The sequence below is a fragment of the Chryseobacterium sp. ERMR1:04 genome (genome assembly GCF_001297705.1).
Taxonomy (GTDB): Bacteria; Bacteroidota; Bacteroidia; order Flavobacteriales; family Weeksellaceae; genus Chryseobacterium.
In genome coordinates, this window is the sequence record NZ_LIRF01000003.1 from 1,580,970 (window position 1) to 1,607,961 (window position 26,992).

Below are 26,992 nucleotides of genomic sequence, written 5' to 3' on the forward strand. Positions count from 1 at the left end.
TGAACTCAAACTTCAAGCCGATATCATTTATGTAAGACGCTACCAATTTGTAATTCCTCCAACTTGAATATCAAAGTCTTTCCCATTATAGAAAAATGCAAAGTAACAGGCATAAGATGCGATCAAAACTAACAACAATATAAATGTGGCTATTTTATAGCCTCCTGATTTCGCTTCTTTATCTCTACTATTTGGGTTATATCTGTTAAAATCTGAAAAATCATTTCCGTATTTTTGATTTGGTCTTGCTTTATCATTTACATTACCGCTGGATGTTGAAACGAAGCGTAAAGAATCTACATTTTTATTTTGATTAATTGTATTTGAAAATACTCTTTTATTTTCCTGATAAAGCTTTTTCGCCGACTCCACATTGCCTTCAGACTTTAATTTCTGAATAACATTCTCAATTTTTTTTGAATATTGATCATATTCTTCTTTGATCATTTTTATTCCGCCCTCAGAATCTTTGATCTTTTTATCATTTTCCTGATGTCGGATTTTGTTTTGCTCAATCTGTTGAGTAATATCATCAATTATTTTTTTCCGGTCTTCAGTTAATTTTTCTTTTTCCTTTTCAAATTCATGAATCAAGCTTTGAACGAGGCGTAATTTTTCTTCCTGAAGCTTCTCTATCTCTCTTGTAAATCCATTGGCATCTACAATTTTAAAAATACCTTTTTGCTTTACAAACTCGGCAATCTCATGACTTTCAGTAAAATAAATAGTATCATAAACATTAAGAAGATCGATCGCTTTATTAAAAAGTTTCTGTAATTGGTCAGGACTTGTTTCGTTGTAAACAACAAGATATTTATGGGTATTCTGAACAAAATTAAGATCATTAACATCCTTTAGATTAAACCCGATCTTATCAAAATCCTTAGGCTTATTAATCGAAAACTTATCCGAGTGATTTGTGGTAATAATGCTTTCTGAAACATTATTATTTTCCAAACTGTCCTGAAACTCATTTAATACATTTATAACCAGACTTTCAGAGCCTATTTTATCTATGAACAATAGACTTGAGCCAATAAAGGTTCCGCCTCTGTGAGAATTCTGTTCTTTTGCAAATGTATATACCGAATAAGAGATGAGGTTGCATCCCGCAGCAGAATCTTTACGTATTGAATAGATTTTACTTTTGGGAAAGAGCATAATAGCATCCGTTTTCAAATCAAATGTTCGGATATCTTTTACGATAGCAGCATTTCCACCCAGAAAAAAAGACTGTCTGAAGCCATTCGGATTTCCAAAAGTTCCGAATGCAGAGAAAAAATAAGTAGTGCTCATTAATTCGTAAAACTAAATTTTAAACGTTCCCAAAATGTTCCTTCATAATCTAAATCATAGCCTACAATACTTCTGTACAGCCATTTTGCCAACACCTCAGCGGTAGAAAGATTCAGTAAATTAATTCTCTCTTCTCCCGTTGCATTTTGCACACTTCCAACCGTATAATAGGTTTTGCTTAAACCATAAGTATTAATTCGCTGTGAAGTCATTGGTAAACGATCCAATATAAAATTATCAAGCTCCTCAGCACTTTCTACATCCATTCTTCCGGATTTGTCCCACTTAGAAATAACAAGAACCGCATTTACCGATTTTAGATTTTTACCTTTTCGTTCGAGTTCATCTAAAAATTCATTGATTAAACTGTCATCTTTATAAGCAGATTCATAGCTCGTTACAATGATAAAAGTAAGTGGTATATTGGCATTCAGAAAAGTTTCAATACTGCTGTGATAGCTTCCGCCACGCTTAATATCCTTATGATTTTCGCCAGAAGTTTCTAAAAAAGTAAGATCAATGGGAGTTACTTTCTTGGATTTATTATTAGGTTCAAAAACCAAATCCATCCGGGTCACCTGATCTTTTGTTGTTCTGTTAGGCAAAATACCCTGTCTTATATTTTCAAAAAAGTCAGATAAAAGAACATTTGCTTCCTTTGTATTAGGAGTTCCCAATTTAGGTCTCAAAACTCCTGCATACGATCTCAGATAATATAACATTGAAGAAAGTATAACCGATTTTCCGGATTCTGCCGTTCCAAAAAAGAATACAAAATTGCTTTCTTTATTTTTTATATCATTGGAAATTGTTTTCGCAATCGGAACATAATCATCATGAGTATCTTTATTAAATTCAAATGAAAGAGGCTTTAAAGTTTCTTCCATCTCATTATCGTTTTCAAACAACAATGGTTTTAATTTTTCATTACTGCTTTCCATAGCTTAGTTATTAGGAATTAAAGTGTTCCCCTTTCTTTTATTATTAAATACGCTGCCTCCATTATTTCTCCCGTTATTATTAGAATCTGTTACCAATAAAATGATAATTACAATCACAAAATCCAATAAAATACATCCTGCTAACACCACAAACTGGTACATCCCAAAATTTTTAATGGCATGTTCAAAAGCAAAACCTATTTTTCCGACTTGCTGAGTTTGTGATACAACCGGTTCAAAATGAATTTTTTCATTTCCTAAAACAGTCTGCGCACGGCTTCCTAATTTATTGTATTCAGAAAGAGATTCATCAATTAGACCTTGTGACATATCATCTTTTTCCTTCTTAGATAAAAGCAGTAAATCCTGAATATTTTTATTCCATTTTAAAGTCGCATTATTGATATCTGTTTTCAATGCTCTTTCTTCAGGAGATAAATCCGAGATCATATTATCAATCTGTCTTGCCATTCTTTCTGAAAGATCTTCATAATCGGTCCCAACCGGAGTTAATAGATCAACTTTCTGTCCTGTCAGTTTCTCAATATCTCGGATCAATGACTGAGCGCGGGTTCCGATTCCTTTATTTCCTGGATCTTTAATCTGCTCCATCAACTGCTTTTTCTTGATTTCGATATTCTGAGTGGTTACTTTATTGTATTTGTAACTCAGTTTTGATTCTACATCGTTTTCAAGATTTGTGAAATTTTTATTGATTTCACGAAGTTCATCTGTATAAATATCAGTTCTCATAAATCTTGTATACAGCGCATTAAAGTTGGCGATAAAACAAAAAGAGGCAATAAAAATATAGATTCCTACGAGACTTCCTGTAGGCTTCCCATCTAATTTTGCGTTTCGAAGCATCCAACACAAAAACAAAAGTAAGAGCGATAAAACCAATGCGATGACAAACGATGCAGGTCCGAAGATTTGCTGTAGTCCAAGCCAGGTCTGGTAAAAACTTACGCTAATAAGTAATACTGCAAGAACACCCAAAAACAGGTCTGCAGGAGTAATTTTTTTATTCATAATGATTGAGTTATTGTTTTAGTTTTTATAATGTTCAAAACTATAAACAACCTCAAAAAAAAAATTACGGCTTCCCGTAATTCCTGTTTTTATCTTTACTTCTAAAAAAAACACATTATATTTCACTAAAATTTGATTTAAAATAATAAATAAAAGCTTTTTTTGTAAATTTATACATCATAAGACCTTACCATTCACAAATACCTAATGCCATGTTAACTCATACAATCTACAGAGCCCTAAAAACTTGGGAAATATCAAGCAATATTTATAAAAAGAGATTCTATCTGAATTTATATTAGAATTATTTGATCTTGTATCCTGGCTTATGAAAATATATATACCCAACACTTATCATTATTCAATGAGCCACTATTTTTGTTTTGCAGTAATTACAAAAAATTATGCTACTTTTTTAAAGGCCCTTACCCTATTAAAGTTTACCATTTATTATATCACATTTTCATATTTCATCCTAGAATATCTATACCAATACAACCTTGAATCCGATATTTTTTACTTGAATCATATCTGTATTTTTTCAGACATTTATTTTCTTATTCCTCATGCATTGGAGGAAAGAAGATTGTTTATTTCAGTTGTCTTCATCTTATTATTGTTTTTAATCCCAACCTTGATTCTTATAAGATCCAATTCATTCATTAGTAAAATTCGTATTTATCTTTTTAGAGGTCTTTCATTATTATCTTTCTATATTTCTTTTATTAATTCGGGATGCGGCATTGATAAAATAAAAATCAACTAGCGATATGATACGGATAGGTATTGGGATGCTGTTCTTAATTACGCTATTTATATCATTATTAATTATCATTTATTTAAAAAACAGCAAAAATAATAAGCAAAAAATAATGCAGCTCATTCGGAATACTCAAACAGAATGTTGGGAAAATACATTGTATTTACAAGAAAAAGACCGGGAACGCTTGGCAGAAGAGCTCCATGATAATATTATATCACGTCTTAATCTTATCCGATTGAATACTGATTATAAAAATATGAATGAATTAAGTGTAGACTTAAAAAATTCAATGCAAATCATACGCGAACTATCACATAATCTTACACCTCCAGATCTGGAGGAAATAGAATTAATTGATCTGATTGCAGATTATCTAGAACAAATTAATAAAAATATTGAAGTTAAATATTACCATCATATTTCTAGAAATACCCCAATAAATACACAAACGAAATTAAATATTTTTAGAATATTACAGGAATTGATTAATAATATTTTAAAACATGCCCATGCTACTCAAATTGATATTTCTCTAAGAATATCATCAAATCACCTCATCTTAACAGCAAGAGATAATGGCTGTGGTTTCTCTATGGAAAGTAGCTGTAGAGGAATTGGCTTAAGGAGTATTCATTCAAGGGCAAAGCTAATTAAAGCCGTTTATAAATTCAAAACTACATCCGAGAAAGGAACAAATTTTATTATCTGTGTATCAATCAAAAGTAACAAAAATGAAAAATATAAAAATTAAAATTGGAATTGTAGACGACGATTCACTTTTTGTGCAACTCTTAAAAAACTATATGGAAAGAGATGAACGCTATGAAACTGTTCTCACCTCAAAAAGCGGGAATCTCTTTCTTAATAAAAATACAATAGATTCTGTTGACGTTCTAATCTTAGATCTGAGAATGGCAGATGGCGACGGCCTAGAAGTAATGTCTGCCTTATCCTCAAAAAACAGCCATATCAAAATCATTGTTCTCTCTAGTTTTTACCGACGGTCTTTTATGGGACAAATGCTAAAATTGGGTGCCCATGCTTTTCTCCCAAAAGAAATTGAAATGGATGAACTTTTAACCGTTATCAATGCAGTATATTCTAATGGTCATTATTTTTCCGATGAGCAACTAGCGGTCATGCGTACACAATTATCCAACAAGCTCCCTCACTTTCACGCTTATTCTAAAGACGATCTTACGGACCGTGAAACAGAAGTTTTACAATTGATTTGTCAGCAATTTAACACCAAAGAAATAGCAGATCATCTTTTCATTTCTCCTAAAACGGTGGAAACCCATAAAACGAATCTTATGATCAAAGCTGGAGTGAAAAATATGGCAGGACTTGTGATTTATGCTGTACAGAATAATATTGTAGATGCAAATGAAATTGTTTTATTTGACAAGTAAAAAACTCTTAATTCAAAAATATTAAATATTTTATTTTCAATCAGTTAGAAATAAAGTCTAGAATTCAATTCATGAATTTTGAGAATGCTCTCTCGCTATTATCTAGCCTCTTGTTTTGATATAGTTTTTTTTATTGATCTCCATCAATTTATAAAATAGAAGATAACCATATTTTTCGTTAAAATAGGCAAAGTTTCCGGTTCCCGTTCCTACAAGGTGGAGATAAAGTACCCCATTTTCTTCTTCCAACGTTATGGTCACCTTACCATCATCCAGCAGGTGCCTTTTTTTAGTTTGATTAATCATTTTGTAGCCTTGGTTAAAATTTGATGTGATAACATCACCCACTATAGCAGCGGTTGCTGTTGCCCCATGTACTCTTTTTCCACCAAATTTTCCGTCTCCTCCCATCAATGCAAATGGTACAGTACGATAAATATGTTCATTTAAATAGCTCGAGAATGTATCTGCATTAATATCATCGGTAATTTTACCTATCTCTATTCTGAACTTATATTCATGCTTTCTTTTATCCAATGCCATTCCGTATTCAAGAACCATAGACCGAAGACCACGGGCGGGCAACCAACCTCCGTCTCCATTATAAAAATGTTGATTTAAGAAATCCTGTTTACCCTCAGAAAGAAACCAAGACGTCAATATAGCTCCGGAAAGGAACAAATAGAAAGGTTTATTTGAGGGTTGTCGACTGTTCTCTGAATCAGGCTTCTTGGAATAAGATATTTTGGAAATAATAGAAGTTGTCTTGGAAGAATTTAGCACTAATCCCGTGCTTTTTCCTCCTAACTGTGTTGTTAAACGTCTAAACATTGTCTTCACTTTTAAATTAACATTATTTTTTTATTTAAAAATCAGGGAGAACATAAGATATGTTCTCCCGATTTATTAAAACTCTAAAACACACCATGAATTAAGAAGCGCTTAGCATTTTCGAAATAGCAATGGCATCTGATACCGTATCTATACTGTAGATCTGCATCACTCCCTGTGTAGTGGCTGCCTGACCTAAAATATTCTGTTGGTTTTGTGTATTCACTGCATTTTCAAACATAAGCCCTGTAGAATGTGCTGCTGCCTGATACACATTTCCTAAAGCCATTGCCGGAGCTTCTGCTACCACTTTTACATTAGATTGCGTTACCGCATCTGTAATTTGTTGATTAACTGTTTGTGCCATGATTTTAATTTTTATGAGATCAATCTCTGTTAATAATTACTTTACAATAAAGCATCATTCCTGATAGTATGGGTTTGATGCAAAAAATTCTTTAGGAAGCTCCTAACATTTTAGCAATAGAAATAGCATCTGCAATAGTATCTATGCTGTAAATCTGCATCACTCCCTGCGTTGTGGCTGCCTGCCCTAAAATGTTTTGTTGATTTTGTGCATTCACTGCATTTTCAAACATAATTCCTGTAGAATGTGCTGCCGATTGATACACATTTCCTAATGCCATTGCTGGAGCCTCTCCTACAACTTTTACATTGGATTGGGTAACAGCATCTGTAATTTGTTCGTTGACTGTTTGTGCCATGATTTTAATTTTTTATTAAAGTTTAATTTGAGTGAGTGAAAAAAACAATCGGGATTTCCCCGATTGCGAATGTTGCTGTTGGGTACCCTTTTACGAAGCACTTAGCATTTTAGCTATAGAAATGGCATCCGCCACTGTATCTATGCTGTAAATCTGCATCACTCCCTGCGTTGTGGCAGCCTGCCCTAAAATGTTTTGTTGATTTTGTGCATTCACTGCATTTTCAAACATAATTCCTGTAGAATGTGCTGCCGATTGATACACGTTCCCTAATGCAATAGCCGGAGCTTCTGCTACTACCTTCACATTAGATTGTGTAACAGCGTCTGTAATTTGTTCGTTGACTGTTTGTGCCATGATTTTAATTTTTATGAATTGGTAAAAAAGCAATCAGACTTTCCGATTGCGGTTAATCTTTTTTATTGATGATGAATCAAAAAGGTTTTCTATTAAGAAGCACTCAGCATTTTAGCTATAGAAATAGCATCAGCCACTGTATCCATGCTGTAAATCTGCATGATGCCTTGTGTTGTTGCAGCCTGTCCCAAAATATTCTGTTGGTTTTGTGCATTTACTGCATTCTCAAACATAATTCCTGTAGAATGTGCTGCTGCCTGATAAACGTTACCTAATGCCATTGCCGGAGCTTCTGCTACCACTTTTACGTTGGATTGCGTAACGGCGTCTGTGATTTGTTGATTGACTGTTTGTGACATAATTTTAGTTTTTGTGAGATCAGATCTCGGTGAATAAATTAATATATTGTTGTTGGTTATAAGTGATATGGTGTTTCGGAAAAAGGATGCGGTTAGGATATAAGATATCGTGCTACTATACTTTCGTAATGAGCATATTAACCAAAGGAACTTTTATTTTGCTTTTACAGCAAAGAACCAGGGCGAAGTAAGATTGTTGACTCAATAAATGATGATGAGGATATCACCCAGCCTTTGTATAGTAACAAAAACCGCATCCGAATATTTTCGCGATTTATTCCAGAGTATCAAATCGGCTTTTTTTCAATGCCTTCGCTACTTTGAATTTTAATTTCTTTTCTGCCAACTTTTTTACACCTATTACAGAATTACTTATTGTCAGCTGAAAATCTCTTTGTTGATGCAATACCGATTGTTCGTACATTAAACCTGTAGAATGCGCGTTCACTTGCATAGAAATAGCACCCGGCACAGAGGTAGCATCCGCTACAACTCCTACATTTATGATTTCATTTTGGTCTTGTTCCATAAAATATCAGTTTTTTGTTAGACTTATTATTTACGCATGTTCCCCATTCTGATTTGTAGCTTATTAAATCTTTCCGCTACTTTTAATTCTTTAGCTTTTATTTTTTCTTTAGAAATTTCCTGTAAACTTTTCAGTTGTTCCTCATAATTTACCATAGTAGGATTTACAATAGAACTTTGGGGAGGACTGATTTGTTGCTGTTGCTTAACCGCTTCTTCCAGTTTTTCTAATAAAGGGGCTAATGATTTCATCGTTTCCTTAGTCGCTTTATCTTTGATATACTGAATGATTTCATCTTCATTTGTGAAAATAATGGATGACATTATTTCATCTTCAGAAGGATCTGTATTGGGCGCCGAACTTTCGGGCTCTGATGGAGGAATATTATTTTGTTCTTCTGTATTCATCGTCTTATTTTTTGTATTCATTATAAAATCTACCTTTCGTAAACAATTAAATTCAAAGAATATACTCTATAAAAGCACTTGCAGATGTCCAGTCTCTATTCAGATCTTTAATCACATTACTTCCAACAATTTCTAATGAAATATTTCCTGAAATTACGTTCGCAGCAAGCAGTTTCTTGAGCGCATTGCCAGGCAACTGCAGAACATAATCTTCTGAAAGCAATGGAAGTAAATTACCAGTGGTTACAGAGTTTTCATTCATGATAATGTCAAGAATTTCCTGAGTATAATGCGCTATCAATTTTGCTCCCTGAAATTCTAATTCTCTTTTTAATTCCGTTATTTCAGCATTTGTGATGAGGTCTGAAACCGCGTTTACATCAACATCGTGCGTAGAATACATCGCTTCTCCCGTATTGGATGGAGTGATTGTAATATCCGTTTTTAAAATATAATTAGCTTTTTCAAGATTTACCGTAAGAATGGGTGAATCGGCTTCTTTGTCTGCGATATCATTTAATGTGTTGAGAGGAAGTATCCTTACATTACAATAAAATGTTTTCTTATCATCCAGCTTCATCATTATGATGGCTATTCCCGTTGATTTATCTTTAGGTTCTACAACAAAAGATTGATAAGCAGCATATTTTTTATTTTTGTTGATACAGTTCACAATCCGTATTGTTGGACCAACATTAATATCAGAAGTTTGCAGACTGAAAACAACACGGTTAACATTATTTTCAGGCTTTTTTATACTGAAATATGCCGTATCATTATCTCTCTGAAGAAAAAAACTTTCATTCAGTTCTTCTAAAGATCTTACATTTAATATTTGAGCAGGTTTAATTTCGTTTGAATAATTCATCTCTTATCTATTTTAAATTTATCGAATAGTTTTGTTATTAGATTTTTCTTAGCTTCTATGGTTTTTTCCACTTCTGCAGAAAGTTCAGAACCCTCATCTGATATTGTCAAAAGTTTTTTTTTTCAGGATCTTCTTCTGGAAGATCAGCCGGTGTAGGAACCGGACTTGGACTGGGTTTTTCATTGGTATTAAAACTCACAGCCGGAGCAGCGAAAGAAGATATTTTTGTTTTAACTTCAGCATAATCACTGATTATTTTAAATAAATCTCTTATAGCATCATTTCCTTTTCCAATATCTTCGAATCCAGCTTCACTGGCTTTAGGTTTATCATGAGTAGATGGATCGTGATGATAGCTTCCATAGGTTAAAATATTATTCGCTAATCTACTTACTGCTATTAAGCCCAACTGCTCAAAACCTTTTAAAAAGGACTGTAAATCCTGTACCATCATTCCTGTCGCCTGGTCAATCATAATCTTTGAAGCGCCAGTCATCGGAGTGGTAGTGGGCACTGCCAACACTTCATTGTTTACAAAGATTACGGCCTCCTCACTGGGCGTTGCAGATGGATTTGTAGTCTGAATTTCTGTACTCGTATTAGTATCCATTTTGGCGAAGTTTTAGATTATCCTTTTAAAATTTTAATGGCGTCTGCCACAATTACAGGGTTTAGCTGATTCAGATTTTGCTGATTGGTCACCGAATTCTGAATTGAAATTCCACTCGCATGAGTTGCCATTTGATACAGCATACTCATTGCCTGCGCCGGAGATTCACCAAGCACCGTTACATTAGTTTGAGTAACTGCATCTGTGATCTGACTGTTTACTTTATCTGACATATACTTTGTTTAAATGGTTATTAAAAATTGAGTTTTCGAGGCATTCTACATTCAACTATTTTTCACTCACCCTATCATCTATCCATCACAATTGAAATCCCTTATCATTCTTTACCTTTATGATTTCTTATACAAATTTCATCTTTACAAATATATCAATCATAAGGGAATTACCTGAATTTTAGAAACTAAGCCCAATTTCTATAGAATAGAGAATTTGGAAATTACATACTTAAAGAAGGGTTATCCGCAATGGAATTTACCAGAATCAGTAACTGACAAAAACACATGTCATCTTAGCATGAACTTCTCCCCTTATTCCGTATTTTTGTACAGCATTTAACAACGAGGTACTTTATTAAAAATATGAGCAATATATTTTCTGACAATAGCCAAATTGGAGTTGTTTCTACTTTTTCTGAACTTGTAAATACCCATTTTCACGGAGCGATGAATGCCATGTGTTGGCACAGAGATTTAGTGGGCAATTTTAAAGAAATTGTATCTCAACTTCAATTAAAAGAAAATATTACAGAAGTTTCCATTGAAGATCTTTTAGCACTTCAACTCTCGGAAAAAGGGAATCTAGCAAGAGAAATTATCTTACATGATATACAGTTATTAACAGATTTCGGAGCATCGCCTTCTCTTAATTTACTTAAAAGTTACGAACGAGATGAGGAATTCAACTTCATTTCAACCGATGTATATTCCTTTCATGTAGATCGCTCCCCCATTGGAACAGATACTTTTTTATGTACCTACCATGGTGCTGCAAGTGATATCATCCCCAATGATCAGGTTGAACAAAAAATATTAATTCCTGAAATTCGTGAAAAGCTTAAAAAATTACATGACGGTCCGGAAGCAGAATTTGAAACTTTCTTACAAGACTATTTCTTCGATCTGCATTATCAACCTAAGCCCAATGCCCAACCCGTTAACTTAGGATTGGGGCATCTTTGGCGCCTTGCGGTAGATCATCCTGAACAAGAGGTTTTGCCTTGTGTGCATAGGGCTCCTGTTGAGGAGGATGGGGAGTTTAGGTTGTTGGTGATTTGTTAGGTGATTGCTTAACGAGTTACTAAATAAACGGTAAAGTCACTCCCATTTTATAGACCTTATGATATGCTTTTATTTCATTGTCTTCACATAGTTGACGTTGAATTTCTTCTAAAGAAAAATTCTTTTCTACTTCTTCGAAAATTGGATAAATAATCAAACATTTAATATGACTATCATCTGTAATACCACATTCGCTACGAACTTTCTTTAGTCTGGCGTAACCTGAAACTTGTCTGATATCTTCGTGGATTTGACTGTAATTATACTTAAGTTTATATTTAGTATCAATTATTATTTTAATACTATCTGTATTAATTAAAAAATCCAAAGAGTTTCCGTGTGTTGAAAATTGATAATTGAGATGATCAATATTAAGTTGAGGATTATCCCTTAGTAACTTTGAGAACACAAACAATTCAAACATTTTAGGCATATCAATCCAGAAAGGAGGCGTTGAAATACTTTCTTCCGCTGTTTTAGTAATATTATAGGAAAACCTTTTTAAAATAAGATTACCCGTTTTAATTGCATTTTTATATTCCTTAAAAAATGGATTATGCTTATAATGTTTAAGCTCCTCTATATTAAGCTCCGAACTAATATGCTCAAATACAGGTCGGATATAATTAATCATCCAAGAAATATCATTTTTGTTTGTAAAGAAATGCTGGTGATTCTCTACATATCGAGTACAAAATTGAAATACTTTCTTCAGAAAACTGTTTTCAACAGAATCTTCTCCAAAAACCTGATATTCACAAACGGTATTGGTGAAACGATTCTTCAATATATTTTGTTTGATCTGCTGACCAACCAAAATTTTACCCTTTACTCTATTGGTTAAATTCTTCTGAACCTTATAATACGATTTCTTTAAACCTTTCTTGACAATATCTTTTAACAGATTAAGAAACTTTACAACTAAAAAAGGAGTCAGTAAATCTTGCTTTTGATGAATTGGAATTTCTTCCATGTTCCAATCAATCAAAATTAAATTATCTGAATGATAAGATAAATCTGTATTAGACATTATCTCTATAAGTATTCCAATAACATCTACTTCTTTTTCATTTGTAACGTCCTTTGCTTCTCTTTCTGCTTTTTCATTAAAGTTGATTATTTCTTCTTCCGAAATATTCTCATCATCAACATCTCCGGCTTTTTCAAAGATTTCAGTAACGGATGAATTCAATTTCGGTTCCACATGAATATATCTATCATTGATCAACCAGTCGACACCTACAAAATAATCCGATTTAAGTTCAACTTCCGTATTTGAAGCTGTAAAATAAAAACAAGAATAATTCTTACCTCTTTCAAATTTAAAGTTCCGAGGTTGTATTTTTATATTCTCAACATCAACATTCAAAAGATACTCTTCTTTTCTTTCAATATAAAGAAGAGTATCTGACGTTATTAATAGTTTAGTTGAGTGATGTTCTTTTAAAAGAATTCCCATTTAAAGAGTTTTTATGTAATCCTCAATAGCTTTTCCATCAACTTTTCCAATCAGTATTCCATCTTTCACATATTCTAATAAAATTGGCTTGATTTCATAATCAATACGAATTCTAAAATCTTGTGGCTCTAAACTATCATCTTCTAACTTCTTCTGAATAAAATAAGAATGACCAATCCACACATCTTCCGGTCTAAATTCTCCAGAAAGTGTTTTAGCCCGTTTTAATATTGTGTCCTCATTAATAACATATTCATCATAGTTTTCAATAAATAACTCACTTATTTTCCTGAACCAATCTTTATGGAACACAATTTTATCATCATTTAACTCTTTAGGCAAAACGTCTACAAAAGCAAACCTTCTTCTAATAGCATAATCTATATGTCCCACCGATCGATCAGCTGTGTTCATTGTACCAATGATGTAGAGATTTGGAGGAAGTATAATTTTATTCCCTTCACCCTCTATTTCATACAGACTTTCTACTTCCTTTCCTCTATATTCCAATGCATAGATTAACTCTCCTAAAACTGAAGAAAGATTGGTACGGTTAATTTCATCGATAATGAGAACGTAGTTATTATTAGAATCATCATCTCTAGCATCATTTGCTAACTTTACAAGCAACCTATCTTCTGCTTTGTAAATTATCCCTTCTCCTTTCTCATTGGGTGTTGCAACAATTCCCCTTATAAAGTCTTCATAAGTGTAGCTTGGATGGAACTGAATTAAACTAGGTTTTCTAGAAATATCTATTTCATTTGGATCCTCATACAAATTTCCATCTTTCTTCAAATCAAATTTGGAATATAAAAAATGCATAAAATCTAAAGTTGATATATCTGATGGATATTTATCTTTATATTCATTGAAAATATTTTGAATAGCTCCATTTAAATCAATTGTAGCAATCTTTTCAAAAGGCATGTCAAAGATCTTCATTAAATTGACTAATGATGTTCTTCCATTAATTGGAAAGTACTTGTCAGGATAATACGAATTAAGAATTTTTATAATAAAGCTATCGCCAAATAATTTTGATGCCTCTACTATATTTTCTTTCTCAGCCAAATCACTTAAAGCATTTTGTATATTAATTAAAATATCAAAAATATTTTCATTAGGAAATTTAGTTAATCGGTAATCCTCATCACCTTTACTGTAATATATTAGATAATTACCAGAGTTACCCGGTGTAAATTTCCCATATTTATCTAAACCTTTTTCAATCCACCAACAAAAGTTTGTATTATTGCTTTTTCCTATACAATAATCATCTAATTCCATTTTAGAAAACTGATTCTTAGAAAAGTATTCATAAAACTCTTCTAATCTGCTTTTAAAATTCTCATTATATTTTTTATCGGATTTACCTAACTTAAAAAAATTCTCAATCAGTTCCTTTGGTGATAAATTTTGAGGATTATTATTCATAAGGTCATTAGCAATTATTTTTGCTAACCTTGTTTTTCCAGTACCTGGAGGACCTTGAAGAATAATTTGCTTTTTGTACTCCAAAATTTTTTTTAAATTTTCCATCTTTCCTATTGTAGTTTCAGAGTATAATAAATTATAAAGACTATTTGTTTGTGAAATTTCAGTGATTTTTTTAAATCCAAATTCAGGTGTTATTCCTTTTACAGTTCCCATTTGTCCAGATCCCGGTATCGTTTCCCACTGAACACCATAAGAAGGAACTCCTTTTTTTTGGTTACTTTCATCAAAATAATACCATTTTTTAACAGGAGTAGTTAATGACCATCCATCATCACTTTCAATAATTTTGTTACCTAGGGACTCCCCGTAAGCTATATAATTTGAGTTGTATTTAAGAATTAATACATCATTTGCTCTTATTTCATTGTACAGACCTTTTTGGGTTGTTCCATCATGCATGAAGAAAGCTAATTTCGAAGATATTCTATTAAAATTATCTTCTACATAATCTTCACCTGGTTGTCCCACGCTACATACAAAATATTTTCTCATTAATTTATTTTTAATATTCCAATAACATTCTTTTCAAGCAAATGGATTGCGTATTTTATGATTTTATTTATTATTATTCTATTATTTATAGATATTAAATCAGTTTTAGCTCCTTCCCAATATCTTGATACAATTTTGACAATGGTCTTTTATGTTGTTCACTATCTAAAGTATAATTTCCCAAAATCATTCTATCAATTTCTGATTTACTGAACTTAAGTCCTTTGTAAGAACGCAGGTAAGCTTTATATTTTTTTGAATATTTAATTTTATTCTTAATTATTAATTCTAAAGCATGATCATGATGCAACTCATATAAATCATTTAAATTAAATACATCTAAATGTCCTTGGTGAAATTTTTTGAAATGAATTTGTACATCAGATTTATTTGATAAGGGGTTTATTACTGAAATATTTTTTATTATATGAGTAAATATAAAATCATCATTTTTCAGAAGATATGGATTTATTAATCCATCCTCCAAAGGGTCTTTTTCTTCTTTTGCTCCAAAACCATTACAAGGTTTACAAGAAGGAATTAGATTGTAATAACTTAAAGCTAACAAAGGATATTTTGCTTTTGGATAAAAATGATCAATTTCGGGCTTTATTTTTTTTGTTTTTGTTGTTGTATAGATATAATTCCTATTACAATAAGTACAAGTATCAATTTTAATTCTATTTATAAATTCCCATTTATCTAATTCTTTCTCATAACCATGACTTACAAATATGTTATATATTATTTTATAATCATTAGTACTACTATCTATGAGTGGGCTATTAGTATTAACTAAATTAGTTGCTTTATTTAAAAGATCTGAACATTCTTGTTTAATTAAAGGTTTTAAATATAAATCTGGTTCATTTACAAAATCATTAAGCTGAGTTTCAAGATTATTAGAATAATTTAACAATATTCTTGGTTGTCCTTTTGGGTTTTTAAAAATACCACCATCCTTTAAAACTCTATTTATTTGATTTAAAATAAAATCTCTAATAGCTAAATAATGCGCTTCAACAAATGAGTTATTTTTAATAATTGGAATCATTTTTAAGCTGATTTAGTTTTTCTTCCAGTCTTTTTATTTCGTCATCTTTATATTCGGGAAAGGCTTCCATAAACATATCATTCAATTTATCATTTAAATAAGGTTCACCTATTTGGTTAATAACTTTAAGTGCAATATTTGGCGAGCTAATCCATTCTATTTCACTTCTTTTTTCTTTGATATTTATATAATCGATTATATTTTGAATTTTATTCATTGCAAAATCACCGATTAAACCGTTATTAACAAAGAAAGAACTTGCCAATAAATCATTAATATTAGCACCAAATGATTCAATTGGTCTAGATTCATCGTTTAAAACAATTTGATTATTCGATTTATCTAAATACACTACATTATAATTTAGAATATCAGATAATGTTAATGGGTCATGAGTAGTAAATATAATTTGAACATTACTATTGAAATCATTAAAATACATACTAAAAAACTCTAGTATTGTACTTACATACTTTTTTTTCCATTGTGGGTGAAATCCTAAATCAGCTTCATCTAGCAATACAAAGTTTACAGTATCGATAGTTTTTTTCGTAAAGTCTTTGAATACCTCGTGAAATCTAGAAAACAAATTAAGCATTGCATTTTCACCAGAACTCAAATTTCTTTCTGAAGGCTGAAAATTTATAAAATCTTTAATTTTAGAAAATCTTACATTTATAAGTTCATCGATTTTTTCAGTTTTATTACTGTAATATTCTTCCACTACATTTAAAAACCTATTTTGAAGTTCTAATAACTCAATTGCTTTATTGTGTTCCAAATAGATTGCTTTATAATTCCATTCAAAATTTTTATTATCTCGGTCATCTACAGCTTCCGCAGCATCAATAAAACTATATACCTTTTCAATCAAATCCTTTGTTTCCTGTATTGGAAGTAATGTAAACTCATCAGAACTCATTTTATAACAATGATCGTCTAAAAAATCATAAAAAGCCTCAAATGCTGAAGAATTGTAGTTTTCCTTAATAAAATCTCTTTTTTCTCTTTTTAGAAATCCTTCTCCCAAATAATCATTACTTCTCTCCATTTGTATAATAAAAAGGCAAATAAAGTCCATTAAAAAGTAATTTTTCAACAAATCCTTTTGGAGTTTCACTAAACTATATCCCTTTGGCCTATTATTATTAATTTCATTTGCTTCTTTCTTTATTTTTTCATATATAAATTGAAGCTCATCACGAAAGCCATATGGAGTATTGTGAAATTGAATTTTATCGGTTTCTCGATCCACATCAATCATATAACGTGTGAAGGTAATTTTATTTAAGTGATTTGCTGGCAAATCAAATAGTTCAACAAATTTACCACCAATATCTGAGTTGGTAAAATCCATTTGCCTGATCGAGTTTCTCATTTTAAGATGTTGAAGAGGCTCAACGTTTTCATTCCCTTTTCTAATATCATTAATGTTTTCCAAATCTTTTTCTATAGTATTATCTAAGCTAAGATCAAAACCATTTCTATCAGATTTAAAATCTAAATATGGGGAATAGTATAAAGTAATAGCATTATTACTAAAAGTTTCAAATTCAAAGCCAAATTGTACCCTTGATCTATTTCTTATTAGAACATCATTATCCTTTTCAAAAATTAAAGCTGATTGTAAGCCATACTCATTATTTAGAACTTCAATCAACATATTTAATAATGAACTTTTACCTGCACCATTACGTCCAACTATAGCACTAACTTGGCTAATTACATTTTCACAATAAAAATTTGCTATGTAATTTTCATTTCCTTTTCTACTGATAAAATTATTTTCTAATGAATAAATAAATCTTCCTCCCAAATTAATTATCTGAGGTTCTTCGAACAAATAATATTCTTTGATGTATATTGCAGATAAAATCATATTATTTCTATTTTAAATTTATAAAATCTTCTCAAATACCCCAATCACTTTAAAATTTATCGTCTCCTCATCTCGTAAAACAATAGATTCATAAGGTTTTGTTGACATCGCTTTTAAAGTAATTTCCTCGTGATGCCATCCATCATCATCGGTGGCTTTTTTACTAAAGTATTTTTTTATGGTATAATTGGCTCCTGTTTCGCTATCAAAAACATCACTGCCCTCAACCAAAGTAATCAAACCATTCCTGCTTCCTCCTGTATATTTTTTAAACAAACAGAAACTGCCATTGGGAATCACTTTGTTCATGGATTCCCCAACAACCTTGCAAATAAAATAATCCTGTGATGAACCTAAATGAGGGATTTCAATATACTTTGCTTCTCCTGCAGACTGTAGATCTGAAAAATTACCCGCTGCAATTTCTAAATCATAGAAAGGAACAGTATATTCATTAGGCTTGTCTAAAATTATTAATGGTTGTTGTTGATGATCTTTTTCTTGATGAATAGGAATTAGTTGAGAAAAATATTTACGAAGATTAGGGTTACATACATAGATGTAAGTCCCTTCTATTCCACGTAATAAAATAGTTTTATAAATATTGATAACATAATCCAGTAAAACCTGTTCATCTTTAATGGTATTTTTACCACCTTTATCTTCATAATTATCTTTATTGACAATAAATTTATTATTGATGAAATCATAATCAAACTCAGGCCCAAGGATGACTCCTGTATAATTAAGATCATAGCCTTGAGTAGTATGAATACAGCCAACTTCATTAATAGCATTGGTAGAATTTACCCAATCAATTTCTGTACTGTTCCATTGTAGTAAAGTATCATTAATTATAATATCGAACTTTGATTTATCTTTTTTAGAGATCCATTTCCAAGCAAATCCGGCAACCATTCTGGACAAACCCTTTTGATTTTCTTTTATTTTTATTTGATTAATCATCTCATTGAGATCATCAAACAGTTTAAAATCATAAAAACCAAAAGTAGATTTTATATTTTCAGATTTTATATTGCCATCAAACAGTTGATGAATAAACTCTACATATTCATTTCCTCCTTTAACTCTAAATTGAGTTTTCAATTTCCTAACAATCGTGCTGTCTTTATTTTTTAATAATTCAAATTTTTCTGTCAATACATCAGTAGGTTTTATAGATTGAAATGGATCATAGAAGACAATAGCCTTTTTTGAACAGTAATCTACCAAATCTAATTCATCATAACCATTGGGATCAAAACAGACTCTTTTCATAGCATCATCGAAAGATTTATAATTAACAAGATTTTGCCTTCTTCTCAAACGATGCCCTTCATCCACTATTAACAAATCATATTTCTGTTTACTTACATCAGAAGGACCAATCACCATTTTATTAGACAGTCCTTTTATATTTTTGAATACATTAGAGATAGTTTTTCTAAATGAAGTCATCGGGATAACCAAAGCCATCTTAAGGTTTCCATACTTGTCTTTTACTTGATTTAGCAACAGAAAAATATCTTTATCATCTTCATCAAAATCAGATGTATTGAAATCATCCAGATTGGTTTTTAAAAGTTTAAAGAGAAAAATTGCAAGAATAGACTTCCCTGTTCCTGCACCACCTTGTATTAAACTCACTTTTGTCTTATCATCAAGAAGACAATCCAGAATCATTTTCAGTCCTGCTATTTGTTCTTTGGACAATGATTTATAAGGTGAATATTTAAATAAGTCAGAATTATCTATATCTTCAAGAGAACGCCTTGCAATTCCCATACTTTGTAGCTCAGACCAAATATTTTTAAACTGTTCCCAATAAACTTCTTTTTGCTGATAAAATTGATGATTAGATATACCTAGATTCCCATTTTGTAAAGAATACATTCCGTCTGCAGAAATGTACTTGATAAGATTTGATTCAACATCCAAAGTCGCAGATTTATTAAACTTATCGCTTAAAATTAAGTTAACAGTGCTTAGTTTTTGTTTTTTTTGAGTTTTAGAATGTGTTTTTAATCTGTTAAGAACATCTGTTGTTTCACCTACATACGCTTCTTTAGTTTTATTTTCTTCTAAAAAATAAACTAATGGCCAATTAAGAAAATCACGATGATTTTCTGTAATATTAGATTCTAAAGTATGGTCAAATGGATATTGTTGTATAGAAAAATTCATTATTAAAAGCTGATACTACAATTCGTTATACTTAGTTGCATTCCCTTTTGATTTATCAACAGGATATTTTTCTGCATTTTTCTGCATTTTCTCCTGAATGATTTCAGCAATGTTTAAATCGTGTTTGTTTGCTATAAGAAATGCGTACATTAACACGTCAGCTAACTCTTCTTTAAGCTTATCAAGCTTGAAATCTTCGCTATCTTTCCATAAAAATAATTCAAGGAGTTCGGACGATTCAATAGACAAAGCTAGAGCTAAATCTTTTGAATTGTGAAACTGTTCCCAATCTCGCTCATCCCTGAATTTTACGATTTCGTGTATTAATTTATTTATGTCACTCATAGTTTAGTTTTTTACTATCTAATTTTCAAAAAGTAGTAATAAATTCAAAGATATTAAAAATAGTCTTCACATTGAAGTGAACATCCATGAACATTCAGCTTTTATAAATATTGATATCATCATGTATTTGTAATTGAATATCTAACCGTCTAATCTTTTTAATATTATTTATATTAAAAAGATTATTTCCTACTTCTAAGACTATGAATACTAATTTTTAATTTAAAATATTAATCAAATATAAATAGTTATTAGTTTTTTAAATTATGGAAATCCGTAAATAAAAAGGGTATATTAAAGAAAAAAACTCCGATAACAATGTTATCAGAGTTTTAAAAGATGTATTTTTTTATGTTAAATATTAAGAATATAGTGTATTGAATTTCTTTATTACTTCCCGATACAAAACTTAGAAAAGATATTCCCCAACACCTCATCATTGGTCACTTCACCAGAAATCTCACCAAGATGTTCCAGCGCATTTCTTAACTCATATGCTAATAGCTCTGTTGAAATTTGGAACGTAATCGCTTCCTTCACTTTATTCACCGCATCCAAAGACTTTCCTAACGCTTCAAAATGACGCTGATTAGTAATCACCACGTTATTTTCTGCAGATTTTAACTGTTCAACGTAAGAAGATAATTCGTTTTTAAGGTCTTGTATATTTTGATTTTCGACGGCAGAAATTTTGATAAAATCAAATTCCTGAGAGATTTCGTTTCTGAAAATAGACTCTACTTTTTCGTAGGTGGCTGGAAAAACTTCATCAATTTTTGTGGCGCAAATAATCAATTTTAAATCATCGCGTTGCAACGATTTAATCATTTCAATATCTTCAGAGAAGTTTTCTGTTGCAGCATCAGCTAAGTAGACTAATATATTAGCATTTTCTACTTTTTCCTTGGCTTTCTTAACGCCGATGGCTTCAATTTCGTCAACGGTTTCACGCAGTCCAGCGGTATCGATTAGACGGAACGCATGACCTTTAATGTGTAAAATTTCTTCAATGGTGTCTCTCGTTGTTCCGGCAATACTGCTAACAATCGCTCTTTCTTCTTTCAATAAAGCATTCAGTAAAGTCGATTTTCCCGCATTGGGTTTTCCAATGATCGCAACGGCTGTTCCATTTTTGATGGCATTTCCGTATTGAAAACTTTCGATCAGAGAATTGAGTTTTAATTCAATTTTATCAAGCAATATATTTAGTGCAGATCGGTCGGCAAATTCTACATCTTCTTCCGCAAAATCAAGTTCTAATTCAACTAAAGAAACAAAATTCAATAAGTCGGTTCTTAAAACAGATATTTCATTTGTAATCCCCCCCTTCAACTGATTAATAGCCACTTTTCTGGAAGCTTCATTTTCCGAAGCAATCACATCAGCAATCGCTTCAGCTTGAGAAAGATCAATTCTTCCATTGATAAAAGCTCGAAGCGTAAATTCTCCCGCTTTTGCCATTCTGGCACCGCTTTTAATCAGGGTTTCTAAGATACGTTTTCCAATGTGTGGAGAGCCGTGAAAAGCAATTTCCACAGAATTTTCAGTCGTAAAACTTTTTGGAGCCAGGAAAATAGACAACATCACCTCATCAATCGCTTCATCGCCATCCATAAAATAGCCATAATGAATCGTATGAGACTTTTGTTTCTCCAATTTTTTCTTGGGAAAAGATTTTTGAACGACAGATAAAGCATCGTTCCCTGAAACTCTGATAATGCCTAAAGCACCTACTCCATTGGCCGTAGCCAGTGCACAAATGGTATCGTTATTCATGTAGCAAATTTACGATTTTTAATCGCATTGAACCATATGGTTTATCTATTGTGCTTATTTTTTGGAGCTATTTCCCGCTTTCCATTACAATCTTTTTTTCAAAAAGGATTTTCTCTACAACACGAGGAACGAGTTTCGACGATTCAATAATTATAAATATAAAAATTGAGTCAATCGGGGGCTAGGGTATTCGTCGCAAACATTACTTTTTGTCATTGTGAAGAGCGAAGCGACGAAGCAATCTCTTTTACATCATTTTTGTCATTCAGAGCGCAACGAAGTGGAGCGTGGAATCTAAACTGATTTTGTTATTCGTGTTGAGATCCCTCCGGAATGACAAACTTTATGAGATTTTGAGATTGCTTCACCTTCGGTTCGCAATGACAATTTCCAGTAAAATTACTTCTGTTTAAGCCCCAATAATCTCACTTTTTCAAGCCATTTTTGACGCTGCTTATCATCCGAAGTTTTTATAACGCCTACATAGGTAAGTTTCACAGGTTTTATTCCACAAAATTCTAGCACTGATTTTCTAAGTTGATTCACACTGGGTCGACCAAAGAAAAATCGGTAATAAAAACCTGGTTGATCTAAGGTGGTAATAATATGTGCCGTCTTTCCTTTCAGTAATTTATCCCACCAAACAGAGTTTTCTCGGTATTTAAAAGCCAACCCTGGCAAGAAAAGTCGGTCAATAAAACCTTTGGTAATCGCTGGCAAACCGCCCCACCAAACAGGATGAATCCAAACCAAATGATCAGCCCATTTAATCTTTTCCCAAGCATTAATTAAATCCGGTTCCAATTCCATTCTTTTCTGGTATCCAAACTGCAGATTCGGATTGAAGTCTAAATCTGCAATTACAATTTCCTGAACTTCTGCTCCTGACTGCAATGTTCCCTCTTTATAGACTTTTGCAATTACAACGTTGAAGGAATCTTTGTTGGGATGCCCATTAATGATCAATATTTTTTTCATTCTGATATTTGTATATTGATGGTTTCATAAGCCTTCAGTGAATCATACAATAAAGAACCTTGGTATAGCTCATGACTGAAATAGATCTTATTTTCATGGCTGTTTTTCAATAATTCTTCTCCATGCAAAACAGCAGATAATGCTGTTAATTCAGCTTGTCCTTTTGTGCTTTGCAGACTTATTTTTTTGCTGCCATTTTTAGTTTTTACAATAATTTCGAAAATGGATTGATCTCCATTTCCACTGGAGGCGAAAACCATTTTCCTTTCCTTTAAAGATAAGATATTAAACAGTTTTATTTTCTGAAATGTGCCCAATAACCAGGTGATAAATTTTGAATTATAAGTCATTTTCACACTGACGTTTGGCACTTTCTCTATTTGATTTAAAATATATAAATCTGGAACATCAAAATTATAGGCCTGTCTTTTCCCAATTCCAAAAGAAAATTCAAACGGCTCGGCATCTAGAAAGTGTTTGATAGAAACCGGTTTATTATTTTGATAATTAACAAAAGGTTTAGCCACGTTTTCTGCCATAAAATGAGCCGAACTTTCTCCCGCCAGATCTTTCACAGAATAATAAACAAAAAGCTCAACCGTGTGAATATCTTTCATCTGGTCAGAAAAGGAATTAATCAATCCACTTACAATACCTCCCATCCATCCCGAACTGAAAACAATTCGACTGTTGATCTCTTGTTTTTTAGCAAAATCATAGGCCTTTGTAAGATCAGGCGTTGGTTTGGTAATATCCAGATAATCTATTTTATTTTCAATCGCAAAACGAAGAACATGATCATCTTTATCATTCACAGAAAGAACGATCACGTCTATTTTATGATTAAGAATGGTTTGAAACGTTTGAGGTTTTGTAACATCAATTATGACATCATTTTCCGTTTTCCCTTGCTTTCTTCCTCCGATGAAAATATGGGTATTTGGATTTCTTGATGCAAAAATTCTCGCAATGGTTTTTCCGACCATTCCATTGCCTCCGATAATTAAAATGTTTGACTTCATCTATTTTTTTCACAAAACTATAAAGCCCGTTCATCACTATATAGGACAAATGTCTAAAAAGAAATTTCTTTCCGAATTCTGCTTAAATGTCTTTGCGTAATACCTAAATAAGAAGCCAGATATTGCAATGGAATATCCTGAATATAATTGGGTTGATTCTCCAGTAAAGTAACATACCGCTGTTTGGCATTATCTCTTTGCAACTGGAAAAAACGTTTTTCCAATTCAAGATATTCCTGCTCCGCAATGATTTTTAAAAATTCCATCCAATTCGGATGAGTCTGAACTAACTCTTCTATCTTGGTCTTCTTTAAAATCAATACATCAGCATCAGAAATAGCCTGTATGGTTTCCACGCTTGGAGTATCCGAAATAAAAGAAGAATACGATGCCATAAGATCATTAGGAAACCGAAAACAATAGGTGCTCTCTTTTCCTTCATCAGAAATATAATAGGACCGGAAAATACCCGACTGTATAAATGCAATTTCTTTACATCGCTCACCTTCTTGGATAAAAGTATCATTTTTACTGATTTTTCTCACTTCAAAAAGTGGTAAAAATGCTTCAATTTCCTGTTCTGAAAATAACGTAAAACTGCGAAAGAAATCCTGTATCATGCGAGGCGTGTAAGTTTCGACAAAAATAAGGAAAACCCAAAGGTTTATTAGAATTTTGATACTAATAAAATCTTAACCTCAAAAGATGTAAAAGTTATGAGTATCCTGTTAAATTTTCAGCTATTTAGAACACAAAAAATCACAGGCTCTTAAAAAATAAAATCATCTCAGGACGAGATGATTTTACTACTTTTGAATTTACTTAGTATATATGAAGATATGAATGATGTCTTTTGTTGATACAAAGATAGATCTCATCCTGCTTCATCTTCTCAGGGGAATCCCTAAAACTCTATCCGTAAAAATACGGTAGTCTCCATAAAAAAGCCTTGTAACAACTGTTACAAAGCTTTTCTAAAATGTATCTAACAACTATTTTAATTAGTTTAATCTTTAGATTGCTTATGATAAACACCTAAGATCAATCGTTACTTTTATTATAATGGACTTACCAATTCTAAGAACCATTCTTTAACATCACCTTCCAGGAATGGAGAAATTTTTTCTTCACATGTTTGGTGATATTGGTTTAACCAAGCAATTTCCTGCTCTGAAAGGATTTCTTTTACAATGGTATCTTTAAAGAACGGACAGAACGTTAATGTTTCAAATTCATAGAAAGTTCCGTGAATGGTTGTTTCTGCTTCTTTTACAGCAATTAAGTTCTCGTGACGGATTCCATAGTCTCCTTCCAAATAATATCCAGGTTCATTAGAACAAACCATTCCTACTAAAAGATCCTGAGGATTCAGGTCTTTTCTGATATTTTGAGGACCTTCATGAACGTTCATAAAGCTTCCTACTCCGTGACCTGTTCCGTGGTTGAAGTCTTTCCCTTCCATCCATAACGGAAGTCTTGCAATCGCATCCAAATGAACACCTTTTGTTCCTTTCGGGAATTTCACCATTGATAAACGGATCAATCCCTGAAGAACTAATGTTGAATTTCTTTTAAAATCATCAGAAACGGTTCCTAAAGAAAAAGTTCTTGTAATATCTGTAGTTCCTTCAAGATACTGACCTCCTGAATCTACCAAAATACTTGAATCATTGGTAACCTCTTTGCTCCCTTCGCTTTTTGCAGAATAGTGCATAATGGCCCCATTATCTTTATATCCAACGATGCTTCCGAAACTTTCTCCGACAAAATTTTCACCTTCTGCACGGAAACCTCTCAGTTTTTCACCGATAGAATATTCAGTCATTCCTTCTTTTCCGGCAGTGTTTCTTAGCCAATACAGGAATTTCACCATCGCAACACCATCTCTCACCATTACTTTTCTGAAGCCTTCCAACTCAGTTTCATTTTTCTGAGCTTTCATTAAGTTTCCAGGAACCGGAGCTTTGATGAATTGATTAGAAGATTTCAATGCTTCATAAATAGATTGATTACCGTTTGGAGAAACTAAAACCTTTTCGTTTTTAACCGTATTCAAGTGATTGTAGAATTCTTCGTAAGGCATCATTTTCACAAATGAATCATCCATTTGTTTTCTTGCCTCTACCTCTAGTTTCTCAAGACCTGTGAAGAAAATTGCATCATTTTTAGTGATAATGATGTATCCTAAAAACACAGGATTGCTTTGAACATCACTTCCTCTAAGGTTCATCGTCCAAGCTACATCATCCAAACTTGAAATAATATGAACGGTTGCTTCCTGATCTTCCATTTTCTGACGGATGGCAGAAATCTTGTCTGTTACCGATTTACCAGCCCACTTTATAGGATGTACAAATATTGGATTTTCCGAAGGCGCTCCTCTGTCTTTCCAAATTTCTTTTAAAAGAGGAAGATTAACGATCGTTATATTTTTTGAATTTAATTTTTGAGAAAGCAATTCCCAGTTTGCGTGAGAAGTTGCTACTGCATTTACCGCTACTTTTCCGTTCGTTGGAATTTCTGAAATAATCCAGTCGATATAATTAGGCGTTCCTTCCATACCGTCTTTGAAAAGATCGATTCCTGAACCTTCCAATTCTATTGCAGCTTGTGTGAAATATCTTCCGTCTGTCCAAAGTCCCCCTTTATCTTTAGTAATCACCACAAAACCGGCGGAACCTAAAAATCCAGATAACCAAGATCTTTCCTGCCATTCTTCGGGCAAATATTCACTCATATGCGGATCTGCAGAATATACTATAAATGCATCAACATTATTTTTCTGCATTTCTTCACGAAGCGCAGCTACTTTTTCCTTTGAAGTCATTTTCAAATAATTTTTTAAAGACGTGAAGTTACAAAATTTTTGAGGTTT

General features: G+C 32.1%; 27 protein-coding genes. 3 read left to right on the top strand and 24 right to left on the bottom strand.

The features are described 5' to 3' along the window. Positions 1–39 precede the first annotated feature (39 nt). The 3 genes from AMQ68_RS07160 to AMQ68_RS07170 are packed head-to-tail and all read right to left on the bottom strand — an operon-like array spanning position 40 to position 3,269. A complete protein-coding gene (locus tag AMQ68_RS07160) occupies positions 40–1,296 on the bottom strand; it encodes a hypothetical protein (protein ID WP_054509878.1) in 1,257 nt (418 codons plus the stop codon). After that, the gene (locus tag AMQ68_RS07165) at positions 1,296–2,237 is read right to left on the bottom strand and encodes a hypothetical protein (RefSeq protein ID WP_054509879.1); all 942 of its coding nucleotides are present in this window, start codon (positions 2,235–2,237) and stop codon (positions 1,296–1,298) included. The genes AMQ68_RS07160 and AMQ68_RS07165 overlap by 1 nt, the downstream gene beginning before the upstream one ends. 3 nt (positions 2,238–2,240) lie before the next feature. Then, complete coding sequence (locus AMQ68_RS07170) at positions 2,241–3,269, bottom strand: hypothetical protein (protein ID WP_054509880.1); 1,029 nt, start codon at positions 3,267–3,269, stop codon at positions 2,241–2,243. Between the two features lie 770 nt (positions 3,270–4,039). On the opposite strand from AMQ68_RS07170, the gene AMQ68_RS07175 reads away from it, so the two are divergent. After that, positions 4,040–4,783, top strand: a complete 744-nt coding sequence (locus AMQ68_RS07175; RefSeq protein WP_054509881.1) for a sensor histidine kinase — start codon at positions 4,040–4,042, stop codon at positions 4,781–4,783. Further along, positions 4,764–5,444: a response regulator transcription factor gene (locus tag AMQ68_RS07180; RefSeq protein ID WP_054509882.1), complete on the top strand. Its 681-nt coding sequence runs from the start codon at positions 4,764–4,766 to the stop codon at positions 5,442–5,444. Before AMQ68_RS07175 ends, AMQ68_RS07180 begins: the two co-directional genes overlap by 20 nt. Before the next feature lie 102 nt (positions 5,445–5,546). Here AMQ68_RS07180 and AMQ68_RS07185 read toward each other — a convergent pair whose 3' ends face one another. From AMQ68_RS07185 to AMQ68_RS07230, 10 genes are all read right to left on the bottom strand, one after another. Next, complete coding sequence (locus tag AMQ68_RS07185; RefSeq protein ID WP_054509883.1) at positions 5,547–6,275, bottom strand: hypothetical protein; 729 nt, start codon at positions 6,273–6,275, stop codon at positions 5,547–5,549. Positions 6,276–6,375: 100 nt separating this feature from the next. Further along, complete coding sequence (locus tag AMQ68_RS07190; protein ID WP_054509884.1) at positions 6,376–6,642, bottom strand: RebB family R body protein; 267 nt, start codon at positions 6,640–6,642, stop codon at positions 6,376–6,378. Positions 6,643–6,733: 91 nt separating this feature from the next. Further along, positions 6,734–7,000, bottom strand: a complete 267-nt coding sequence (locus tag AMQ68_RS07195; protein ID WP_054509885.1) for a RebB family R body protein — start codon at positions 6,998–7,000, stop codon at positions 6,734–6,736. Between the two features lie 90 nt (positions 7,001–7,090). Then, positions 7,091–7,357, bottom strand: a complete 267-nt coding sequence (locus AMQ68_RS07200; protein ID WP_054509886.1) for a RebB family R body protein — start codon at positions 7,355–7,357, stop codon at positions 7,091–7,093. A 92-nt stretch (positions 7,358–7,449) separates the two neighbouring features. Next, complete coding sequence (locus tag AMQ68_RS07205; protein ID WP_054509887.1) at positions 7,450–7,716, bottom strand: RebB family R body protein; 267 nt, start codon at positions 7,714–7,716, stop codon at positions 7,450–7,452. A 274-nt stretch (positions 7,717–7,990) separates the two neighbouring features. Next, positions 7,991–8,245: a RebB family R body protein gene (locus AMQ68_RS07210; protein ID WP_054509888.1), complete on the bottom strand. Its 255-nt coding sequence runs from the start codon at positions 8,243–8,245 to the stop codon at positions 7,991–7,993. Positions 8,246–8,271: 26 nt separating this feature from the next. Further along, a complete protein-coding gene (locus tag AMQ68_RS07215; RefSeq protein ID WP_123905632.1) occupies positions 8,272–8,652 on the bottom strand; it encodes a hypothetical protein in 381 nt (126 codons plus the stop codon). A 52-nt stretch (positions 8,653–8,704) separates the two neighbouring features. Beyond that, positions 8,705–9,520, bottom strand: a complete 816-nt coding sequence (locus tag AMQ68_RS07220; protein ID WP_054509890.1) for a hypothetical protein — start codon at positions 9,518–9,520, stop codon at positions 8,705–8,707. Positions 9,521–9,626: 106 nt separating this feature from the next. Then, complete coding sequence (locus tag AMQ68_RS07225) at positions 9,627–10,130, bottom strand: hypothetical protein (protein WP_054509891.1); 504 nt, start codon at positions 10,128–10,130, stop codon at positions 9,627–9,629. Between the two features lie 17 nt (positions 10,131–10,147). Continuing rightward, positions 10,148–10,363 (bottom strand): RebB family R body protein, encoded by a 216-nt coding sequence (locus AMQ68_RS07230; protein ID WP_054509892.1) that lies wholly within the window; start codon positions 10,361–10,363, stop codon positions 10,148–10,150. Positions 10,364–10,729: 366 nt separating this feature from the next. Between AMQ68_RS07230 and AMQ68_RS25295 the strand changes: the two genes are divergently transcribed. After that, positions 10,730–11,428: a hypothetical protein gene (locus AMQ68_RS25295; protein ID WP_054509893.1), complete on the top strand. Its 699-nt coding sequence runs from the start codon at positions 10,730–10,732 to the stop codon at positions 11,426–11,428. Between the two features lie 19 nt (positions 11,429–11,447). On the opposite strand, the gene AMQ68_RS07240 is transcribed toward AMQ68_RS25295, so the two are convergent. The 11 genes from AMQ68_RS07240 to AMQ68_RS07290 all read right to left on the bottom strand — a co-directional run bounded on the left by AMQ68_RS07240 (position 11,448) and on the right by AMQ68_RS07290 (position 26,944). Further along, positions 11,448–12,887 (bottom strand): hypothetical protein, encoded by a 1,440-nt coding sequence (locus tag AMQ68_RS07240; RefSeq protein WP_054509894.1) that lies wholly within the window; start codon positions 12,885–12,887, stop codon positions 11,448–11,450. Further along, positions 12,888–14,879 (bottom strand): AAA family ATPase, encoded by a 1,992-nt coding sequence (locus AMQ68_RS07245; RefSeq protein ID WP_241775071.1) that lies wholly within the window; start codon positions 14,877–14,879, stop codon positions 12,888–12,890. It abuts the gene before it with no gap. Between the two features lie 94 nt (positions 14,880–14,973). Beyond that, on the bottom strand, positions 14,974–15,933 hold the full coding sequence (locus AMQ68_RS07250; protein ID WP_054509896.1) for an HNH endonuclease: 960 nt from the start codon (positions 15,931–15,933) through the stop codon (positions 14,974–14,976). Next, positions 15,917–17,812, bottom strand: coding sequence for an ATP-binding cassette domain-containing protein (locus AMQ68_RS07255; RefSeq protein WP_054509897.1), 1,896 nt, complete (start codon positions 17,810–17,812; stop codon positions 15,917–15,919). The genes AMQ68_RS07250 and AMQ68_RS07255 overlap by 17 nt, the downstream gene beginning before the upstream one ends. An 18-nt stretch (positions 17,813–17,830) precedes the next feature. After that, a complete protein-coding gene (locus tag AMQ68_RS07260) occupies positions 17,831–19,996 on the bottom strand; it encodes a DNA/RNA helicase domain-containing protein (RefSeq protein ID WP_054509898.1) in 2,166 nt (721 codons plus the stop codon). A 15-nt stretch (positions 19,997–20,011) separates the two neighbouring features. Then, on the bottom strand, positions 20,012–20,332 hold the full coding sequence (locus AMQ68_RS07265; RefSeq protein WP_369678621.1) for a nucleotide pyrophosphohydrolase: 321 nt from the start codon (positions 20,330–20,332) through the stop codon (positions 20,012–20,014). A 399-nt stretch (positions 20,333–20,731) separates the two neighbouring features. Then, positions 20,732–22,117, bottom strand: coding sequence for a tRNA uridine-5-carboxymethylaminomethyl(34) synthesis GTPase MnmE (mnmE, locus tag AMQ68_RS07270; protein ID WP_054509900.1), 1,386 nt, complete (start codon positions 22,115–22,117; stop codon positions 20,732–20,734). 399 nt (positions 22,118–22,516) lie between these two features. Continuing rightward, on the bottom strand, positions 22,517–23,095 hold the full coding sequence (locus tag AMQ68_RS07275; RefSeq protein WP_054509901.1) for an NAD(P)H-dependent oxidoreductase: 579 nt from the start codon (positions 23,093–23,095) through the stop codon (positions 22,517–22,519). Continuing rightward, on the bottom strand, positions 23,092–24,117 hold the full coding sequence (locus AMQ68_RS07280) for a saccharopine dehydrogenase (protein WP_054509902.1): 1,026 nt from the start codon (positions 24,115–24,117) through the stop codon (positions 23,092–23,094). The genes AMQ68_RS07275 and AMQ68_RS07280 overlap by 4 nt, the downstream gene beginning before the upstream one ends. A 53-nt stretch (positions 24,118–24,170) precedes the next feature. Then, positions 24,171–24,737, bottom strand: a complete 567-nt coding sequence (locus tag AMQ68_RS07285) for a Crp/Fnr family transcriptional regulator (RefSeq protein WP_054509903.1) — start codon at positions 24,735–24,737, stop codon at positions 24,171–24,173. Between the two features lie 437 nt (positions 24,738–25,174). Further along, positions 25,175–26,944, bottom strand: a complete 1,770-nt coding sequence (locus tag AMQ68_RS07290; RefSeq protein ID WP_054509904.1) for an aminopeptidase P family protein — start codon at positions 26,942–26,944, stop codon at positions 25,175–25,177. Between the last annotated feature and the right edge of the window lie 48 nt (positions 26,945–26,992).

Excerpts from the sequence above, each read along its gene's own strand:
- AMQ68_RS07170 (WP_054509880.1), bottom strand. The coding sequence starts at position 3,269 with ATGAATAAAAAAATTACTCCTGCAGACCTGTTTTTGGGTGTTCTTGCA.
- AMQ68_RS07260 (WP_054509898.1), bottom strand. The coding sequence starts at position 19,996 with ATGAATTTTTCTATACAACAATATCCATTTGACCATACTTTAGAATCT.
- AMQ68_RS07205 (WP_054509887.1), bottom strand. The coding sequence starts at position 7,716 with ATGTCACAAACAGTCAATCAACAAATCACAGACGCCGTTACGCAATCC.
- AMQ68_RS07245 (WP_241775071.1), bottom strand. The coding sequence starts at position 14,879 with ATGAGAAAATATTTTGTATGTAGCGTGGGACAACCAGGTGAAGATTAT.
- AMQ68_RS07225 (WP_054509891.1), bottom strand. The coding sequence starts at position 10,130 with ATGGATACTAATACGAGTACAGAAATTCAGACTACAAATCCATCTGCA.
- mnmE (WP_054509900.1), bottom strand. The coding sequence starts at position 22,117 with ATGAATAACGATACCATTTGTGCACTGGCTACGGCCAATGGAGTAGGT.
- AMQ68_RS07195 (WP_054509885.1), bottom strand. The coding sequence starts at position 7,000 with ATGGCACAAACAGTCAACGAACAAATTACAGATGCTGTTACCCAATCC.
- AMQ68_RS07185 (WP_054509883.1), bottom strand. The coding sequence starts at position 6,275 with ATGTTTAGACGTTTAACAACACAGTTAGGAGGAAAAAGCACGGGATTA.
- AMQ68_RS07240 (WP_054509894.1), bottom strand. The coding sequence starts at position 12,887 with ATGGGAATTCTTTTAAAAGAACATCACTCAACTAAACTATTAATAACG.
- AMQ68_RS07200 (WP_054509886.1), bottom strand. The coding sequence starts at position 7,357 with ATGGCACAAACAGTCAACGAACAAATTACAGACGCTGTTACACAATCT.
- AMQ68_RS07165 (WP_054509879.1), bottom strand. The coding sequence starts at position 2,237 with ATGGAAAGCAGTAATGAAAAATTAAAACCATTGTTGTTTGAAAACGAT.
- AMQ68_RS07285 (WP_054509903.1), bottom strand. The coding sequence starts at position 24,737 with ATGATACAGGATTTCTTTCGCAGTTTTACGTTATTTTCAGAACAGGAA.
- AMQ68_RS07290 (WP_054509904.1), bottom strand. The coding sequence starts at position 26,944 with ATGACTTCAAAGGAAAAAGTAGCTGCGCTTCGTGAAGAAATGCAGAAA.
- AMQ68_RS07190 (WP_054509884.1), bottom strand. The coding sequence starts at position 6,642 with ATGGCACAAACAGTTAATCAACAAATTACAGATGCGGTAACGCAATCT.
- AMQ68_RS07280 (WP_054509902.1), bottom strand. The coding sequence starts at position 24,117 with ATGAAGTCAAACATTTTAATTATCGGAGGCAATGGAATGGTCGGAAAA.
- AMQ68_RS07220 (WP_054509890.1), bottom strand. The coding sequence starts at position 9,520 with ATGAATTATTCAAACGAAATTAAACCTGCTCAAATATTAAATGTAAGA.
- AMQ68_RS07215 (WP_123905632.1), bottom strand. The coding sequence starts at position 8,652 with ATGAATACAGAAGAACAAAATAATATTCCTCCATCAGAGCCCGAAAGT.
- AMQ68_RS07255 (WP_054509897.1), bottom strand. The coding sequence starts at position 17,812 with ATGATTTTATCTGCAATATACATCAAAGAATATTATTTGTTCGAAGAA.
- AMQ68_RS07275 (WP_054509901.1), bottom strand. The coding sequence starts at position 23,095 with ATGAAAAAAATATTGATCATTAATGGGCATCCCAACAAAGATTCCTTC.
- AMQ68_RS07250 (WP_054509896.1), bottom strand. The coding sequence starts at position 15,933 with ATGATTCCAATTATTAAAAATAACTCATTTGTTGAAGCGCATTATTTA.
- AMQ68_RS07160 (WP_054509878.1), bottom strand. The coding sequence starts at position 1,296 with ATGAGCACTACTTATTTTTTCTCTGCATTCGGAACTTTTGGAAATCCG.
- AMQ68_RS07230 (WP_054509892.1), bottom strand. The coding sequence starts at position 10,363 with ATGTCAGATAAAGTAAACAGTCAGATCACAGATGCAGTTACTCAAACT.
- AMQ68_RS07175 (WP_054509881.1), top strand. The coding sequence starts at position 4,040 with ATGATACGGATAGGTATTGGGATGCTGTTCTTAATTACGCTATTTATA.
- AMQ68_RS07210 (WP_054509888.1), bottom strand. The coding sequence starts at position 8,245 with ATGGAACAAGACCAAAATGAAATCATAAATGTAGGAGTTGTAGCGGAT.
- AMQ68_RS25295 (WP_054509893.1), top strand. The coding sequence starts at position 10,730 with ATGAGCAATATATTTTCTGACAATAGCCAAATTGGAGTTGTTTCTACT.
- AMQ68_RS07180 (WP_054509882.1), top strand. The coding sequence starts at position 4,764 with ATGAAAAATATAAAAATTAAAATTGGAATTGTAGACGACGATTCACTT.